The organism is Micromonospora sp. NPDC005298 (assembly GCF_040607375.1).
Classification (GTDB): Bacteria; Actinomycetota; Actinomycetes; order Mycobacteriales; family Micromonosporaceae; genus Micromonospora.
Genome location: NZ_JBEXGP010000009.1, coordinates 1 through 16216 on the forward strand (window position 1 = coordinate 1; position 16216 = coordinate 16216).

The window sequence follows — 16216 nt, forward strand, 5'->3', positions numbered from 1 at the left end:
CCCGGCAGCTCCCACCAGGTGCCCAGTCGTGGATGGTCCGTGTCACTGGTGTGGACGAGCTCTTCGACACCCTGCCCGGCCCGCCGGGCCCGGGCATCGAGGCACTGACCCAGGTGTACGCCGACCAGCTCTCCCGGGTCGCCGCGACCGAGCACCCGGGTCGGTTCCGGCTGCTGGTGGCCGCCGAGTCGGCCGGTGCGTTGATCGCGGCGGAGATGGGTGTCGCCGGGCTGCCCTGGCGGGCCGAGGTGCACGACGCGATCCTCGCCGAGCTGCTGGGTGAGCCGTCTCCGGTGGGTGGGCCGCCGCGCCGGCTGGCCGAGCTGGCGTCCCGGATCGCCGACGCGTTCGGTGTGCGCCGGTTGCACGCCGACTCTCCGGCGGAGCTGTTGAAGGCGTTCGCCCGGGTCGGCGTGGAGCTGCCCAACACAAGGGCCTGGGTGCTGCGCGGGGTGGATCACCCGGCGGTGCCGCTGGTGCTCGAATACAAGGAGCTGTACCGGATCTGGACGGCGCACGGCTGGTCCTGGCGCGAGCAGTGGGTGCGCGACGGGCGGTTCCAGCCGGAGTACGTGCCGGGCGGGGTGGTCTCCGGCCGTTGGGCGACCCGTGGTGGCGGTGCGTTGCAGATTCCGAAGGTGATCCGCCGGGCGGTGGTGGCCGACCCGGGCTGGCGGCTGGTGGTCGCCGACGCCGGCCAGTTGGAGCCGCGCGTGTTGGCGGCGGTCTCCGGCGACGCCCGACTGGCGGCGGCGGGCGGTGCCGGCGATCTGTACGCCGCGCTCGCCCGGGACTCCTTCGGTGGTGACCGGGCGCGGGCCAAGGTGGCACTGCTCGGCGCGATGTACGGGCAGACCGGCGGGGAGGCGGTGCCCGCGTTGGCGGTGTTGAAGCGCAGCTATCCGACCGCGTTCGGCTTCGTCGAGGCGGCGGCACGTACCGGTGAGGCGGGTGGGTTGGTGCGGTCCTGGCTGGGGCGTACGTGCCCGCCGGGCGCGGTCGGGTTCGGTGACCCCGACGACGCGCCACTCGACCCGGACGCGGCGGCCGATCCGCGCGGGCCCCGGGCGCGGGCCGCCCGGTCGAGAGGGCGGTTCACCCGCAACTTCGTCATCCAGGCCACCGCCGCGGAGTGGGCGTCGACGTTGCTGGCGACACTGCGCGCGGAGTTGGCCGGCAGCGCCGCCGAGCTGGTCTTCTTCCAGCACGACGAGGTGATCGTGCACGCCCCGGCGGGGGAGGCCGCCGACGTCGCCGAAGCGGTCGGTCGGGCGGGGGAGCGGGCGTCGGCGCTGCTGTTCGGTGCCACACCTGTGCGTTTTCCGCTGGATCTGTCGATCGTCGACTGTTACGCCGACGCGGCCTGACCCGTCGTCCGCCAGCGTCCCGCGATGCCGTGGCCGGGGTCGTCCTGACCGCCGGCGCAGGTCGCGGTCCGGGCTCCGATGCGTAACGGTTGCACTATTTCTCCTTTTCGCCCCGCCACCCGCGAGCCGCCGTCCTCGTTGCAGTGTCCGTAGGAGGGGCCGACCGGTCACGGTCGGTTCCGTGCTGGAGGGGGCGCAGCTGAACCGGATCGCAGCAATGATCATCGCCGCAGGCGGGGGACGACGGATCGGTGGTCCCGAGGCCCTGCTGCACCAGGGGGAGAAGCCCCTGGTCAACCAGATGATCGACACGATGACCGAGGCGGGCTGCGAGCAGATCGTGGTCGTGCTGGGGGCCGCCGCCGATCAGGTCCGGGAAACCGCCGACCTGGGCAAGGCCACCGTTGTGATCAACAAGGCGTGGGGCACCGGGGTCGGTTCGTCCATCCGGGCCGGCCTGGCCGCCATGGACGACGAGGGGATCGAGGCGGTGGTGGTGGTACCTGTCGACATGCCGGGTCTGACCGCCGCGGCGGTCCGCCGGGTCGCCGCGCTGCCGTACCCGGACGTGCTGGTCTGCGCCACCTACGACGGGCTGCGCGGCTACCCGATGCTGTTCGGCCGTCGGCACTGGCCCGGCATCGCCACGCTGGCCAGCGCCGACGTGGGCGCCCGCCCGTACCTGCTGGCGCACAAGGACCAGATCGTCGACATCGCCTGCGACTCGGTGGCCGACGGCAGCCGCGTCGACACCCCCGAGTTGATGGCCCTGTACGGCCTGACCGTCCCACCCCAACGCGTCGGGGTCTGACACCGCGCCGATCTTGCTGTCGCCGATCCGCGTGGAATGCCCCGTATGTCGGCGCAGAAAGTGCACGATCGCGTGAGGGGTGGCGGGGCCGGGCAGCCTTGCGGGCTGCCCGGCCGGGGTTACTCCGTGGGGTTGTCCAGCTCGCCGGTGGCGGCTAGGTGCTGGTACCAGTGGGCGCTGTCCTTCCAGGTGCGGACCTGGGTGTCGTAGTCGACGCGGATGATCCCGAAGCGGCGGTCGTAGCCGTAGCCCCACTCGAAGTTGTCCAGCAGCGACCAGACGAAGTAGCCACGGACGTCCGCGCCCTGCGCCCGGGCGTCGGCCATCGCGCCGATGTGCCGGCGCAGGTAGTCGATCCGCCGGTCGTCGTGGATCCGGCCGTCGGCCGACACCACGTCGTCGAAGGCCGCGCCGTTCTCGGTGATCATCATCGGCTGGCTCGGGTACTCGTGGCGCAGGCGCAGCAGCAGCTCGGTCAGCGCCGGCGGGTCGATGTTCCACCCCATCGCCGTGTACGGGCCGGGCTGCGGCAGGAAGTCGACGTGCTCGGCGGCCACCCACGGCGTCGACGCGGAGGCGCCGTGCCCGTCGGCGTCGGAGCGGGCCGACACCCCGTCCCAGGCGCGGACGAGGGTGCTGGAGTAGTAGTTCACCCCGAGCACGTCCAGCGGCACCGCGATCACCTTCTCGTCGCCCTCGCGGACGAACGACCAGTCGGTCACCGAGGCGGTGTCGGCGAGCAGGTCGGCCGGGTACTCCCCGTCCAGCATCGGGCCGAGGAACGCCCGGTTGGCCAGGGCGTCGATCCGCCGTACCGCGTCACGGTCGGCCTCGGAGTCCGACGCGGGCCGGATGACGTGCAGGTTCAGCGTCACCGACAGCTCGGCGGCCGGCGCCATCTCCCGCACCACCCGCCCGGCCAGGCCGTGGGCGAGGTTGAGGTGGTGCACCGCGGCCAGGGCCGCCGCCGGTTCGGTCCGGCCCGGCGCGTGTACGCCGGAGGCGTAGCCCAGGTACGCGGAGCACCAGGGCTCGTTGAGCGTGGTCCAGGTGTGCACCCGGTCGCCCAGCGCGCCGACGATGCCGGCCGCGTACTCCCGGAAGCGCAGCGCCGTGTCCCGGGACGCCCAGCCGCCCGCGTCCTCCAACTCCTGCGGCAGGTCCCAGTGGTACATGGTGGCGACCGGGCGGACGCCCCGCTCCAGCAGCCCGTCCACGAGGCGGGAGTAGAAGTCGATGCCGGCCTGGTTGAACCGGCCCGACCCGCCCGGCTGCACCCGGGGCCAGGAGACGGAGAACCGGTACGCGCCCAGACCCAGCTCGGCGATGTGGTCCAGGTCCTGCTGCCACCGGTGGTAGTGGTCGGCGGCCACGTCGCCGGTGTCGCCGTTCAGGGTCCGCCCCGGTGTGTGGCTGTAGGTGTCCCAGATGGATGGGCCACGGCCGTCCTCGGTCGCGGCGCCCTCGATCTGGTAAGCGGCGGTCGCCGACCCCCACAGGAAGCTCTCCGGGAAGTGGTGTTGCGTCATCGTTCCGTCCCCTGGATCTCGCAGATGTAGCCCGTCGAGGTCCCGGCGACCAGTTCGGCGCTGGCCGTGACGCCGTCGTAGCGCACCTCGAACTCGGCGCCCGGACCGTGCCCGGGTGACGGTACCCGTACCCGGGTCCGCTGCCCTCGTGCCGGTGCGTAGAGCCGCAGCCGTACGTCGTCGGCCCACTCGTAGTCCGGTCGGTCGGTGCGGGAGCCGAACGGGATGACCGCACCGGGGCGGGCGAGCACCGGCAGGCTGTCGTACCCGTGTTTCTCGGTCACCCACGCCGGTCCGGTGAGCTGCGCGCCGGTGGTCAGGTGCGTCCAGGTGCCGGCGGGCACGTAGAAGGTGACCTCCCCGTCGGCGCTGAGCACCGGCGCGACCAGCACGTCGGAGCCGAGCATGTACTGCCGGTCCAGGTACGCCGTGGCCGGGTCGTCCGGGAACTCCACGATCATTGGTCGCATCATCGGCGTACCGTCGCGGTGCGCCTCCTGTGCGGCGGCGGCGAGGTACGGCATCAGGCTGAGCTTGAGCCGGGTGAACTGCCGCAGCACGTCGACGGCCTCGTCGTCGAACTCCCACGGCACCCGGTACGAGCCGGAGCCGTGCAGCCGCGAATGCGAGGAGAGCAGCCCGAACGCGACCCACCGCTTGAACACGGCCGGGTCGGGGGTGCCCTCGAAACCGCCGATGTCGTGGCTCCAGTAGCCGAAACCGGACGCCGCCAGGGACAGCCCGCCCCGCAGCGACTCGGCCATGGCGACGAACGTCGACTCGCAGTCGCCGCCCCAGTGCACCGGGAACTGCTGCCCGCCGGCGGTGGCCGAGCGGGCGAACAGCACCGCCTCGCCCTCGCCCCGTTCGGTCTCCAGCAGGTCGAAGACCGCCTTGTTGTAGAGGTACGAGTAGTAGTTGTGCATCCGCTGCGGGTCCGAGCCGTCGTGCCACACCACGTCGGTCGGGATGCGCTCGCCGAAGTCGGTCTTGAAACAGTCGACGCCCATGTCCAGCAGCGCCTTGAGCTTGCCGGTGAACCAGCGCACCGCGTCCGGGTTGGTGAAGTCGACGAGCGCCATGCCGGCCTGCCACCTGTCCCACTGCCAGACCGAACCGTCGGGGTTGCGGACCAGGTAGCCGGCCTCGCGGCCCTCCTCGAACAGGTAGGACCGCTGGGCGATGTACGGGTTGATCCAGACGCACACCTTGAGGTCGCGTTCGTGCAGCCGGCGCAGCATCCCCTCCGGGTCGGGGAAGGTCGCCGGATCCCAGACGAAGTCCACCCAGTGGAACTGGCGCATCCAGAAGCAGTCGAAGTGGAACACCGACAGCGGCAGCCCGCGCTCGGCCATCCCGTCGACGAACTCGGTCACCGTCTTCTCGTCGTACGAGGTGGTGAACGACGTGGACAGCCACAGTCCGTACGACCAGGCGGGCACCCGGGCGGGCCGGCCGGTCAGCGCCGTGTAGCGACGCAGCACGTCCTTCGGGGTGGGCCCGTCGATGACGTAGTAGGTGAGGGTCTGGCCCTCGACGCTGAACTGGGTCTGGGCGACGACCTCCGAGCCGACCTCGAACGACACGTGCTCCGGGTGGTCGACGAACACCCCGTATCCGGCGCTGCTGAGGTAGAACGGCACGTTCTTGTACGCCTGCTCACTGGCCGTGCCGCCGTCGGCGTTCCAGATGTCGACGGTCTGGCCGTTCTTGACGAACGGGCCGAAGCGCTCGCCCAGCCCGTACACCGTCTCGCCGACGCCGAGCGCGAGCCGCTCGTGGACGTGCCGCCGGCCCTCGGCGTCGGTGACGACGCCGACGCTGCGCTCGGTGGACGCGGTGATGAGCCGGTCGCCGTGCAGGAACTCGACCCGCCAGCCGTCGACGAGCGCGACCCGGGCGGTGAGGTCACCGGTGGTCAACGTCGCGCTGAGACCGGTGATGTCGACGGTGACCGGGTGCGCGTCGCCGGTCGTCAACCCGAAGTGCGGCTCGCGGGGCAGCCCGCCGGTGTGGTGGGCGATGGTGACGCCGACGACGCCGGGGGCGGGGGTGAAGAACCGGACGGTGACGACGGGCCGGTTGAGGGTGTCGCCGCGTCCGGTGATCCGACCGGTCGGCGCGAAGACGGTGAACCCGCGCTCGTCCGGCTCGATCGACTCGACGGCGCCGGGTCGCAGGACACTGACACCGGGGCGCAGTTGCCAGTACCCGTCGGTGAACTTCACTTCTCGGCTCCTGCCGTGATGCCGCGCGCGAGGGTGCGCTGGAAGATGAGGAAGAAGAGGACGGCCGGCACCAGGCTGATCAGCGAGCCGGCGTTCGTGGTCGGAGCGTCCATCAGGCGGTCACCCTGCAACGACGCGAGCGCGACCGGGATGGTCTGCGTCTGGTTGTCGATGAGCATGACCAGCGGGATGAGGAACTCGTTCCAGGTCCAGATGAAGAAGAAGATGAGCAGGACGGCGAGGGTGGGTCGCAGGTTGGGGAAGACCACCCGCCACAGCACCGTCCACTTGCCGGCGCCGTCGAGCGCGGCGGCCTCCAGCAGCGAGCGCGGGAACGTCCCCATGACCGAGGCCAGCAGGTACGTGCCGAACGCGCTCTGGATCACGGTGAAGATGATGATCACCGAGAGTTGGGTGTTGTAGAGGCCGATCTCCTTCGCCACGTAGTACAGCGGGTAGATCAGCGCCTCCTGCGGCAGCATGTTGGCCAGCAGGAACAGCCCGACGATCCAGAGCCGGCCACGGACCCGTCCGATGCCCAGCGCGTACGCGTTGAGCAGGGAGACGGCCACGCCGAGCACCGCCACGGACCCGGCGATGAGCGTCGAGTTCCACAGCTTGAGCGGGAAGTTCACGGTGGTCCAGTACGTGCGCAGACCCCTGGTGTAGAACTCGGTCGGCCAGCTCAGCGGCCCGCCCGACGAGTAGTCACCTGGCGACTTGAACGCGTTGAGCAGCATGAACGCGAACGGCACCAGCATGACGAGCGCGCCGACGGTGACCAGGGCGAGCACCACCCAGCGGCTCGCGCCACGGCGGTGCCGGTCGCGGACGGGCCGACGGGCCGGCGCCGGGGCTTTGGTGATCATGACGGCCATCTCACAACCCCCGGTCGCGGCGCTCGCTGCGGGCCTGCATCCAGATGAAGAGCACGGCAACCACGACGATGATCACCGTGAGCACGGTGGAGATCGCGGAGCCGTAGCCGACCTGGAGCTTCTTGAAGAACGTGTAGTAGGCGAAGTAGGACGGCACGTTTGTCGCGTTGTCCGGGCCGCCCCGGGTCAGGGCGAAGATCGGCCCGAACACCTTCAGCGCCGCGATGGTGCAGGTCAGGGCCACCACGAAGGTCTCCGGCCGGATCTGCGGCAGCGTGATGGCCCGGAACCGGTGCAGCCAGTTCGCGCCGTCGACCTCGGCCGCCTCGTACAGCTCGGGGTCGACCCGCTGCAACGCCGCCATGAAGACGACCACCGGGTAGCCGATCTGCACCCAGATCATCACCGCCATCACGGCCGGCAGCGCGGTGCCCGGGTCGCCGAGCCAGTCGTGGCGCAGCGCACCCAGACCGACCGCGTCGAGCAGGCTGTTGAACGCGCCGTCGGGGCGCAGGATCCAACCCCAGACGATGCCGGCCACCACGACGGGCAGCACCTGCGGGAGGTAGAACGCGGCACGCAGCGCGGCGGCCGTGCGCGGCCTGAATCGGCGGCCGATGACGTCGAAGAGCACGGCGGCGAGCAGCAGCCCGAGCACCGTGGGCACCACGACCATCGCGACGATCATCGCGACTGTGTTGCGGAACGACGCCCAGAACACGTCGTCGTGCAGCAACTGCTGGTAGTTGTCCAGGCCCACGAACGTCGGGTCGCCGATCCCCGACCACTTGGTCAACGACAGGTAACCGGTGCCGACCAGCGGCGCGCCGATGACCAGGACGAACAGCACCGCTCCGGGGAGCAGGTAGAGCCAGTACGCCGCGTCGCGGCCGCGCGGCCGGCGGCGGGGTACGGGCGGGGTGGGGTTCGCCGCCGCGGGTGTGGCGGCGACGGTCTCGGAGACTGCCATGGAAGATCCTTCCCGGCGGGGCGGGCGGGCGTGCCGGTCGTACCGGTCACGCCCGCCGCTCGCCGTCTCACTTGCCGGTGATCTCCTTGACGCCGTCGGCGTACGGCTTGGCGATCGTGTCGAGCACCTGGTCCGGGGCCTTGGACCCGTTGATCAGGCCCTGGAAGCCGCTGACCAGCACGTCGTAGTAGCCGGGCACCGGCCAGTCCGGGTAGAAGGCCAGGCCGTCCTGCTTGCTGACCGTGTTGAAGTCCTCGATCAGCTTGCGGTCCTTCGGGTCGGTGATCTTCGCGGGGTCACCGGCCACCGGAACACCACCGTTGTTGCCGATCAGGTCCTGGATCTCCGGACGCAGGGTGATGTCGATGAAGTCGTACGCCAGGCTCTTGGCCTTGCTGTTCGCCGGGACCACCCAGATGTTGCCCGACGAGCCGGCGTGCAGGTTGTTGCCCGGGAAGAGGAACGTGTCCCAGTTGGCCTTCATCTCGGCCTTGAACCGGCCGTACCACCAACTGCCCGAGACGATCATCGGCGTCTTGCCGGCGATGAACGCGGTGCCCATGTCCTCGGCCTTGAGGCTCGCCGAGTCCTTGGCGACGTAGCCCTTCCTCACCCAGTCGGCGAAGGTGTCCGCGCCGTACTTGAGCGGGTCGGCCTTGAAGTCGACCGGGTTCTTGTAGAGCTGGTAGTTGTCGACGAACTGCCGGTCGGCCTTGGACAGGGCCAGCTGGTAGAAGAGCTGCCCGGCCGGGTACTCGGCGCCGGCCATGCCCAGCGGGGTGACGCCCTTGCCGACGAACGTGTCCATCGCGGCGGTCATCTCCGCCATGCTCGTCGGCACCTTGACGCCGTTGCGCTCGAACAGGTCCTTGTTGTAGTAGACCGTGACGTACTCGCCGTAGTTCGGCACACCGAACCAGTTGCCCGAACCCATGACGCCCTTGTCGCTGTACCGGGCGGTGGTCTGCAGGCTGGGGCTGAGCTTGCCGGCCCAGCCGCGCTTGTCGGCCTCGGCGCTCAGATCGGTGAGCAGGCCCTGGGAGGACAGCAGGCCGGCGGTGGCGTTGCCCTTGTTGTACTCCATGATGTCCGGGCCCTCGGACGAGTTGATGATCATGCCGGCGTTCTGCTGGATCTGCTCGAACGCCTTGCGCTCGAAGCGCACCTCGACGCCCGGGTGCTCCGCCTTGAAGATCTCGATGGCCCGGTTCCAGCCGACCCCCATGGCGCTGTTCTCGCTCTCGTAGTGCCAGAGCTTGAGGGTCTTGGCCCCGCTGTCGTCCTCGCTGTCACCACCGCCGCACGCGGCCACGGCGGTCGTCGCGGTCGCCGCCAGGGCGATCGCGGCGACGATCCGGCGGAATCGCTGCATTGCTATCCTCCTCGTTGAGTATCTAGCGGTACCTCGATGAGGCCCGTCGTCGCGTTGCAGCGCGGCGGCGGGCTGTTTTCACTTGTCGGCCCCCATGAGCTGGCGGGTCCGTGGTGCGGCGGTCGAACCCCGGATCTCCAGCGCACACGGCAGCAGTTGCTGATGGCGCGCGCCGCCCGGGCCGTCCAGGTGGCGCAGCAGCGCCTCGATCGCGATCCGCCCCAGCGCCGAACCGGGGGACGTCATCGCCGTCAGCGCCGGAGTGGCCAGCTCCGCGACCTGCGGCGACGTGACCATCGAGACGAGCGAGACGTCGTCGGGCACCGACAGCCCACGGCCCGTCAACTCGCCGAGAATGCCGAAGATCGCTGTCTCGTTCATGGCCAGCACGGCGGTCAGCTCCGGGGCCTGCGCGAACGCGGCAGCCAGCGCGGCCCGCCCGCCCGCGGCGCTGTCCTCGGCGGCGATCATCACCGGCTCCAGGCCGTGGTCGGCCATCGCCGAGACGAAAGCGTCCCGGGTACGCAGCGCGGGACCGTAGCCGGTGGCCAGCGTCGCGGCCGAATGGTTGACGTAGACGATCCGTCGATGCCCCAGGCCGACCAGGTGCGCGACCGCCTCCCGCACGGTCTGCTCGAAGTCGATGTCGACGTACGAGAGCTCGCTGGTGTCGCCGGTGCGCCCGATCAGGACCAGCGGCACCTCCGCCTCCTGGAGCACGGTGACCCGCTCGTCGGCGAGCTGCACCTCCATCAGCACGACACCGTCGAGCATCCGCTGGGTGGCCAGCCGGCGCAGGTCGTCGAGGTCACCGCCACCGACCGGGGAGAGCACCAGGTGGTAACCGGCGGCGCTCGCCGCCGCGGCGGCGCCGGTGACGAAGGCGGTCTCGGTCGCGCCGAGCCCCCGCTCGTCCATCGGCATCAGCAGGCCCAGAATCCGGCTGCGCCGGCTCGCCAGGCCACGGGCCATCGCGTTCGGCTGGTAGTGGAGCTCCGCCATGGCGGCGAGCACCTTGTCCCGGGTGGCCTGGGAGATCGGGCGGGCGCCGGTCAGCACGTACGACACGGTGCTGACCGAGACCCGGGCGAGGCGGGCGACGTCGTGCATGGTGGCCACGCGCACCTCCTCCAGTCAGGCGTGGGACCGCTCCCGAAACGGCGTCGAAGCGTTTCGACGAAGCGGTTCGACAGGACGCTAGGCCACCTGTTACGGGGACGTCAATAGCCGATGTCGAAAAGACGTCCGCCCGCCCGAATGCCCGTGCGCGTGCCCGGCTCGTGCGCCTGCCCGGCCCCGTGGTGTGCCCGACCCGTCGGCGTGCCCGGCCCGTGCGCGCCGTGCGCATGCACGTGCGCGCCCGTGCGCAAGGGCGCGTGCGCAAGTGCGTGCCGCTGTCCGTGCGCTTTGCCCCATTTGGGTGCCCTGCCTGCGCTCGTGCGTCCCCCGGCCCGTTCAAGATCGTGCTCGATCCTGGATTTAGTGGCTTCCGAAGCGCGCGAGGCCACTACATCCAGGATCGAGTGTGATCTTGGATGGTGTGCGATGTGGGGTGTCCGCAGTTCGGGGTGTTGCGCGATGCGGGCGCGAGGGCGAGGCGCGAGGCACGAGGGGCGGTGTGGGGCGTGTGCGGACGTCGTTTGAGGTGACAGCCCGGACGGGGGCGCGCGGGCGTTGATCCAGCGCGAGCCTGCGGGTGACCCGCGCCAGGGGGGTGGCCAGGCCCGTGGATCGGAGCGGCAGCGACGTCAGGAGAGGCCGAACAGGGCGGCGGCGCTGTCCCAGCAGAGCGCCCGCAGCCAGTCGTCGCCGAGGTCGAGCCGGGTCAGGCCGGTCAGTTGGTCCGCGTACGGGTAGGGGATGTTGGGGAAGTCGCTGCCCAGCAGCACCTTGCCGGCGAGGCCCAGGTCGCGTAGCCGGGGCAGTTCGGCGGTGGGGAACGGAACGAACTGGTCGAAGAACGGGGTGAACGCCATGGTCGTGTCCAGCCGGACCCGTTCGTACGTCTCGGCCAGGTCGAGGAACGCCCGGTAGTCCGGTGCCCCGAGGTGGGCCACCACGGCGCTCAGGCGGGGGTGCCGGGCGAGCAGGGCCGCGAACGGCTCCGGCCCGGTGTGCGTGGTCCCGACCGGGGCGTGCCCGGCGTGCACCACCACCGGCACCGCCGCGTCGGCAAGCATCCCCCAGACCGGGTCCAGCGACGGATCCGTCGGCGCGAATCCACCCACCTGCAGGTGCACCTTGAACAGCCGGGCGCCGTCGGCGAGTGCCGCCTCGACGTACCCGACGACGTCCGGCTCGGGGAAGAACGTGGCCGAGGGCAGGCAGCCCGGGGTGTCCCGGGCGAAGTCCAGCGTCCAGCGGTTGAGGTCCGCCGCCAAGCCCGGCCGGTGGGCGTACGCCAGGGCGCTGAACGCCCGCACTCCGAGCCGGCGCAGGTGCGCGACCCGCTCGGTGTCGCTCCACCGGTAGCGGATCGGCCATTCGGTGCCGACCAGGGGGCCGGCCGCGTCGAAGTACGCCCACACGCGGCGCAGCAGACGCGGCGGCAGGAAGTGCACGTGCACGTCGGCGAGCCCTGGCAGGCCCAGTGTCCGCCAGATGTCCGGCACCCGCTGGTCGGCCTCGGGTGGGGACTGCGTCGCCGGTCCGGTCATATCTCGATGTTGAACCGTTGCAGCACCGACGGCGCGATCAGGCCGGCCGTGGCGAGCCCCGCCACGACGGTCAGGACGGCACGCAGCACAACCACCTCGGCCTTGCTGCCGGTACGCAGGGCGATGCTGTTCGGCAGGCCGATCATCGTCCACATGCGTCGTTTGATGGGGATGGGCCACAGGATCGGCACACCGGCTCGCGTGATCATGTCGCCGAGGATGTGCACGAAGCAGCCCACCCCCAGGGCGGTGCCGATCAGGGGGTAGCCCCGCCCGCCGGGCAGGTTCGCGAAGGTGAACCAGGCCGCCCCCGCCGACGCGAGGGTGATGATCACCCAGCCGGCCCGCTCGGCCCACTCGTCGAACAGCCCGCGCAGGGCCAGGCCGAACATGAAGAACAGGATGGTGATCACCGCCCACTTGCCGTACGCGGCGCACAGCGCGGTGGTGCCCCACCCGACGAGGACCGTGAACGGCAGGGTGTGGGTCAAGGTCCGGTGCCCGTTGTTGCGGCGCGGGTCCTTGCTGAGCTTGGTGGCGTAGTAGACCCCGAGGGAGACCTTCTCCATCACCTCGGCGGCGAAGAGCGAGAAGACCCCGAAGGTGCGGGCCACGGTCGCGCCACCCTGGTTGCGGGTCACCTTGCCCGACATGTCGAGGTCGGGAAAGAGGGCGCCACCGGCGCACACCGCGGTGCCCACCGCCAACGCGAGAGGCGACTGGTGGTAGTCGGCGAACTGGTCCAGTGCCCAGGACCCGGCCAGCCACACCGCCGCGCCGGACAGCGCGTGCGACGGTCCCATCATCTCGGCTCACCCTCCCCAGGGATCTTGAGCGCCCAAAACTACGCCACTGTAGTCAGCGTCGGCGCCGCAGGGGCATCACCCGGACGGTCCACAGGGGACGGTGTCAGAGGGCTGGGGTGAAGCTCTGCCGGATCATCGGCAAGTATGCCGCGTTGACCTGCCAGTCGAACTCTTTTGTCAACCACGAGACGGTGTACGACCGTTCGGCCGACGTGTTGGCCAGCAGGCGAAAGCTGTGCACCTGCTCGCCGGCGGCGTTCTCCCAGCCGCACTCCCACACCGCACCACCCTCGAAGATGTCCATGGCGGAGATGTCCACCCTGCGGTAGCCCGGCAACGCCTCGCCGCGGGTGAGCCGAGCCTCCTCGGCCTTCCAGTACGCCAGCGGGTCGTCCCGTGGCGGCCCCGCCTCGACGCTGAGCACCCGGGCCCCGTCGGCCTCACGGAAGCACGTCGCCGCGCCCTCGGTCCAGCGCGCCCAGCCCACCGGCGCGGCGATCCGGAACCCGGTCGGGTCGTCGTGCCACGTCCAGCCCTCACGGAGCCCGTACCGCCCGTCGGCCGCCGGTGACGACGACACCACCGGAGTCGCCGTCGGGGGAGGAGGCGTCGAGCAGGGGAACGCGACCGGCCGGGCGGTGGCCGCGCCGCCGCCCGAGCCCGACGGCGGTGTCCGCTCGGCGTCCCGGGTCACCAGGGCCACCGTGACGCCGCCGGCGATGACCAGCGCGCTCGCCGCGCCCGCCAGGCCGATGAGCAGTCGACGCCGGCCGGCGGTCCGGCCCCTCGGACGGGCGGCCGGCCGGGGTGGGCCGTCGAGCGGGTCGACCGGAGTCTGCACCAGGCTCCGGCCCGCGTCGCGTACCGCCGCCACGGCCGAGGAACGGGCCGGCTCGGCGGGCTCGCCGGGATCGGCCGCGGCCCGGCGCAGCAGCGGCTCCGCCTCGGCTGCGGTCAACCGCCGCCAGGGATCACGCTGCAACAGGCCGGTGAGGACCGGACGAAGCGACCCGGCCCGGCGCATCGGGTCCGGCGGTTCGGTGGCGAGCGCGCTGAGCGTCGCCATCGCGCTCGACCGGGCGTACGGCGACTGCCCCTCGACTGTCGCGTACAGCGTCGCGCCCAGCGACCACAGGTCGGTACGCGGGTCGGACACACCTTCGCGGGCCCTCTCCGGTGCGACGAACTGCGGTGAGCCGAGCACCGTTCCCGGGCCGGTCATCGACCCGTCGCCACCGTCGAAGGTGGCCAGCCCGAAGTCGGTGAGCACCACCCGCCCGTCGTCGGCCACCAGCACGTTGTGCGGCTTCACGTCACGGTGCAGCACCCCGGCGGTGTGCGCGGCCCGCAGGGCGGCGAGCACCGCCAACCCGATCCGGGCGGTACGTTGCGGACTCAGCGGCCCCTCGGCGCTGAGGATCTGCTGCACCGAGCGGGACGGCACGTACTCCATCACGATCCAGGGGCTCTCCCGGTCGTGTACGACGTCGTAGATGCGGACCACGTTCGGGTGGTTGAGCCGGGCGGCGGTGCGCGCCTCGCGCAGGGTCCGTAGCCGCACCTGCTCGCGTTCGGCCTCGGCCAGCCAGGACGGCGGCACGACCTCCTTCACCGCGACGTCGCGGTGCAGCATCTCGTCGCGGGCCAGCCACACCCGACCCATTCCGCCGGTGCCGACCAGGTCGAGCAGCCGGTACCGACCCGCGATCAGCAACTGCTGCACGGTCGCTCCCCCTCGGTCACCCCGAGTTACACGATAACCACCAAAGTCGGTTTTCTCATCCGCTGACCGGCCTCGCTCCACGCCGGACCGTGGTCGGGATCATGACCAAACGGTGCAGGTCAGGAGGGTGGTCGGAAACTCTTTCGGACTGTCGTCCAGTCGGTGTCGGCCCGGGTCCAGTCCCTGTCGTCGGTGATCCAACCCAGCGTCCAGCGGCCGGCCGCGACGACCTCCTGCCGGGCGTGCAGCCACACGCCGTACGGGGCCGTCCAGCGGGACTCCCACTCCGCCCCGCCGTCGATCGCGGCGAGCCGGATCTCGTCGTACCCCGGCAGGGCCCCGGCCCTGGCGGCCTCGTCGCGGGCCGCGCGCAGCCGGACCACCGGGTCGGCCGTGTCGCCCAGGGCGACGCTGAAGGCCCGCCCGGTCGCCGGGTCCTGGAAGCAGGCCACGGCGCCGTCGCGGGAGTGGTACCAGGTCGCCGGTACCGAGACCCGGAAGCCGGTGGTGTCGGCGTGCCAGACCCAGCCGGGTGGCGGCCGGAACCGATCGCCCGGCAGCGGTGCGCCGGCCACCACCGGCGCGCCCGTCACATGCGGGCGGACACATTCGAAGGGCGGCGGGGGTACGTCCCCACGCCCCACCGGCGGCGGGCCGGGCCGGTCGGGGCCGCGCCCCGGCCCACCCGGGTAGCCCGGCCCGTCCGGGGGATCGTTCGAGGGTGTCGCGGCCGGCCGCCCGGCGGTGTCGCGTGGCGCGTCACCGCCGATCGCCACAGTGCTCCCCACGCCGGCGGCGGCAGCCACCAGCAGCGCCACGGCGACCAGGGCGCTCCGGCGGGCGACCCGACGCCCACCCGGTTCGGCGGGTGCGGGGGCGTGGGATGCCGGGTCGGTGGCGGACGCGTCGGGCTCGGGCAGCGGGATGGTGGCGTCCTGGTCGGCCGGGTCCTCGGCGTCGGCGGGCCGGACAGCGGACACCGGGTCGTCGCCGCCGGACGCCACCTGCGGACCGGGGTTGCCGGACGCCGCGGGCGTATCGGTGGGGGCGTCCGCCGCGTCGACGAGCAGCCGGCGGGCCGCGGCGTGGTCGAGACGGTCGCGTGGGTCGCGGTTCAACAACCCGGCGAGCACCGGCGCGAGCGGCCCGGCGTGCGGGGCCGGGTCCGGTGGTCCGGCGGCCAGCGCGCTCAGGGTGGCCATCGCGGTGCTGCGGGCGTACGGGGAGCGGCCCTCGACGGCCGCGTGCAGGGTCGCCCCGAGCGACCACAGGTCGGCGGCCACCGTGGACGCCCCCTCGGCGGCCCGCTCCGGGGCGACGTACTGCGGGGAGCCGAGCACCATCCCGGGGCGGGTCATCGCGCCGTCGCCGCCGTCGAAGGTGGCCAGCCCGAAGTCGGTGAGCATCACCCGCCCGTCGTGCGCCATGAGCACGTTCTGCGGCTTGATGTCGCGGTGCAGCACCCCTGCGGTGTGCGCGGCGTGCAGTGCGCCGAGCAGCGCCAGGCCGATCCGGGCCGCCCGGGTCGGCTCCAGCGGCCCTTCGGCGTCCAGGACGTCCTGGAGGGTGCGCGACGGGACGTACTCCATCACGATCCAGGGGCTGTCCTCGACCGGTACGACGTCGTAGAGCCGCACCACTGCGGGATGGATGAGCCGGGCCGCCGCGCGGGCCTCCCGCAGGGTGCGCGCGCGTAGCTCGGCCCGTTCGTGGTCGGCCAGCCAGCTCGGCGGCACGACCTCCTTGACCGCGACCTCGCGGTGCAGCATCTCGTCGCGGGCCCGCCACACCCGACCCATGCCGCCGCGACCGACCAGGTCGAGCAGGCGGTACCGACCGGCGATCAGCACCTGCGCACGCTCCTCCTCAGCCGCT

General features: G+C 71.8%; 12 protein-coding genes. 2 read left to right on the forward strand and 10 right to left on the reverse strand.

Translation table 11 applies throughout. From position 1 onward, the window contains the following. Together ABZS77_RS16010 and ABZS77_RS16015 are read left to right on the forward strand one after the other, a co-directional pair. Positions 1–1367 (forward strand): bifunctional 3'-5' exonuclease/DNA polymerase (locus ABZS77_RS16010; protein ID WP_354823123.1); only part of this gene is annotated, 1367 nt, incomplete at its 5' end. A gap of 217 nt (positions 1368–1584) precedes the next feature. Further along, positions 1585–2178: an NTP transferase domain-containing protein gene (locus ABZS77_RS16015; protein ID WP_354823330.1), complete on the forward strand. Its 594-nt coding sequence runs from the start codon at positions 1585–1587 to the stop codon at positions 2176–2178. 119 nt (positions 2179–2297) lie between these two features. On the opposite strand, the gene ABZS77_RS16020 is transcribed toward ABZS77_RS16015, so the two are convergent. The 10 genes from ABZS77_RS16020 to ABZS77_RS16065 all read right to left on the reverse strand — a co-directional run bounded on the left by ABZS77_RS16020 (position 2298) and on the right by ABZS77_RS16065 (position 16191). Beyond that, positions 2298–3707, reverse strand: coding sequence for a GH1 family beta-glucosidase (locus ABZS77_RS16020; protein WP_354823125.1), 1410 nt, complete (start codon positions 3705–3707; stop codon positions 2298–2300). Further along, entirely contained in the window at positions 3704–5935 is a 2232-nt protein-coding gene (yicI, locus tag ABZS77_RS16025; RefSeq protein WP_354823127.1) for an alpha-xylosidase, read from the reverse strand. Before yicI ends, ABZS77_RS16020 begins: the two co-directional genes overlap by 4 nt. Continuing rightward, entirely contained in the window at positions 5932–6804 is an 873-nt protein-coding gene (locus tag ABZS77_RS16030) for a carbohydrate ABC transporter permease (protein WP_354823129.1), read from the reverse strand. The genes yicI and ABZS77_RS16030 overlap by 4 nt, the downstream gene beginning before the upstream one ends. Before the next feature lie 10 nt (positions 6805–6814). Then, positions 6815–7783: a sugar ABC transporter permease gene (locus tag ABZS77_RS16035; RefSeq protein WP_354823131.1), complete on the reverse strand. Its 969-nt coding sequence runs from the start codon at positions 7781–7783 to the stop codon at positions 6815–6817. A gap of 67 nt (positions 7784–7850) precedes the next feature. Then, positions 7851–9155 (reverse strand): extracellular solute-binding protein, encoded by a 1305-nt coding sequence (locus ABZS77_RS16040; protein WP_354823133.1) that lies wholly within the window; start codon positions 9153–9155, stop codon positions 7851–7853. A gap of 78 nt (positions 9156–9233) precedes the next feature. After that, positions 9234–10265 carry a LacI family DNA-binding transcriptional regulator gene (locus ABZS77_RS16045; RefSeq protein ID WP_354823332.1) on the reverse strand — a complete coding sequence of 344 codons (1032 nt, stop codon included), beginning with the start codon at positions 10263–10265 and terminating at the stop codon, positions 9234–9236. Positions 10266–10903: 638 nt separating this feature from the next. After that, entirely contained in the window at positions 10904–11812 is a 909-nt protein-coding gene (locus ABZS77_RS16050; RefSeq protein WP_354823135.1) for an amidohydrolase family protein, read from the reverse strand. Further along, positions 11809–12618 (reverse strand): metal-dependent hydrolase, encoded by an 810-nt coding sequence (locus ABZS77_RS16055; protein ID WP_354823137.1) that lies wholly within the window; start codon positions 12616–12618, stop codon positions 11809–11811. The genes ABZS77_RS16050 and ABZS77_RS16055 overlap by 4 nt, the downstream gene beginning before the upstream one ends. A gap of 103 nt (positions 12619–12721) precedes the next feature. Continuing rightward, a complete protein-coding gene (locus tag ABZS77_RS16060; RefSeq protein WP_354823139.1) occupies positions 12722–14341 on the reverse strand; it encodes a protein kinase in 1620 nt (539 codons plus the stop codon). Between the two features lie 119 nt (positions 14342–14460). Beyond that, positions 14461–16191, reverse strand: coding sequence for a protein kinase (locus ABZS77_RS16065; protein WP_354823141.1), 1731 nt, complete (start codon positions 16189–16191; stop codon positions 14461–14463). Positions 16192–16216: the final 25 nt, after the last annotated feature.

Bases quoted from the DNA above. Each gene is read 5' to 3' on its own strand.
- ABZS77_RS16035 (WP_354823131.1), bottom strand. From the start codon at position 7,783: ATGGCAGTCTCCGAGACCGTCGCCGCCACACCCGCGGCGGCGAACCCC.
- ABZS77_RS16045 (WP_354823332.1), bottom strand. From the start codon at position 10,265: ATGCACGACGTCGCCCGCCTCGCCCGGGTCTCGGTCAGCACCGTGTCG.
- ABZS77_RS16030 (WP_354823129.1), bottom strand. From the start codon at position 6,804: ATGATCACCAAAGCCCCGGCGCCGGCCCGTCGGCCCGTCCGCGACCGG.
- ABZS77_RS16050 (WP_354823135.1), bottom strand. From the start codon at position 11,812: ATGACCGGACCGGCGACGCAGTCCCCACCCGAGGCCGACCAGCGGGTG.
- ABZS77_RS16015 (WP_354823330.1), top strand. From the start codon at position 1,585: ATGATCATCGCCGCAGGCGGGGGACGACGGATCGGTGGTCCCGAGGCC.
- ABZS77_RS16020 (WP_354823125.1), bottom strand. From the start codon at position 3,707: ATGACGCAACACCACTTCCCGGAGAGCTTCCTGTGGGGGTCGGCGACC.
- ABZS77_RS16040 (WP_354823133.1), bottom strand. From the start codon at position 9,155: ATGCAGCGATTCCGCCGGATCGTCGCCGCGATCGCCCTGGCGGCGACC.
- ABZS77_RS16055 (WP_354823137.1), bottom strand. From the start codon at position 12,618: ATGATGGGACCGTCGCACGCGCTGTCCGGCGCGGCGGTGTGGCTGGCC.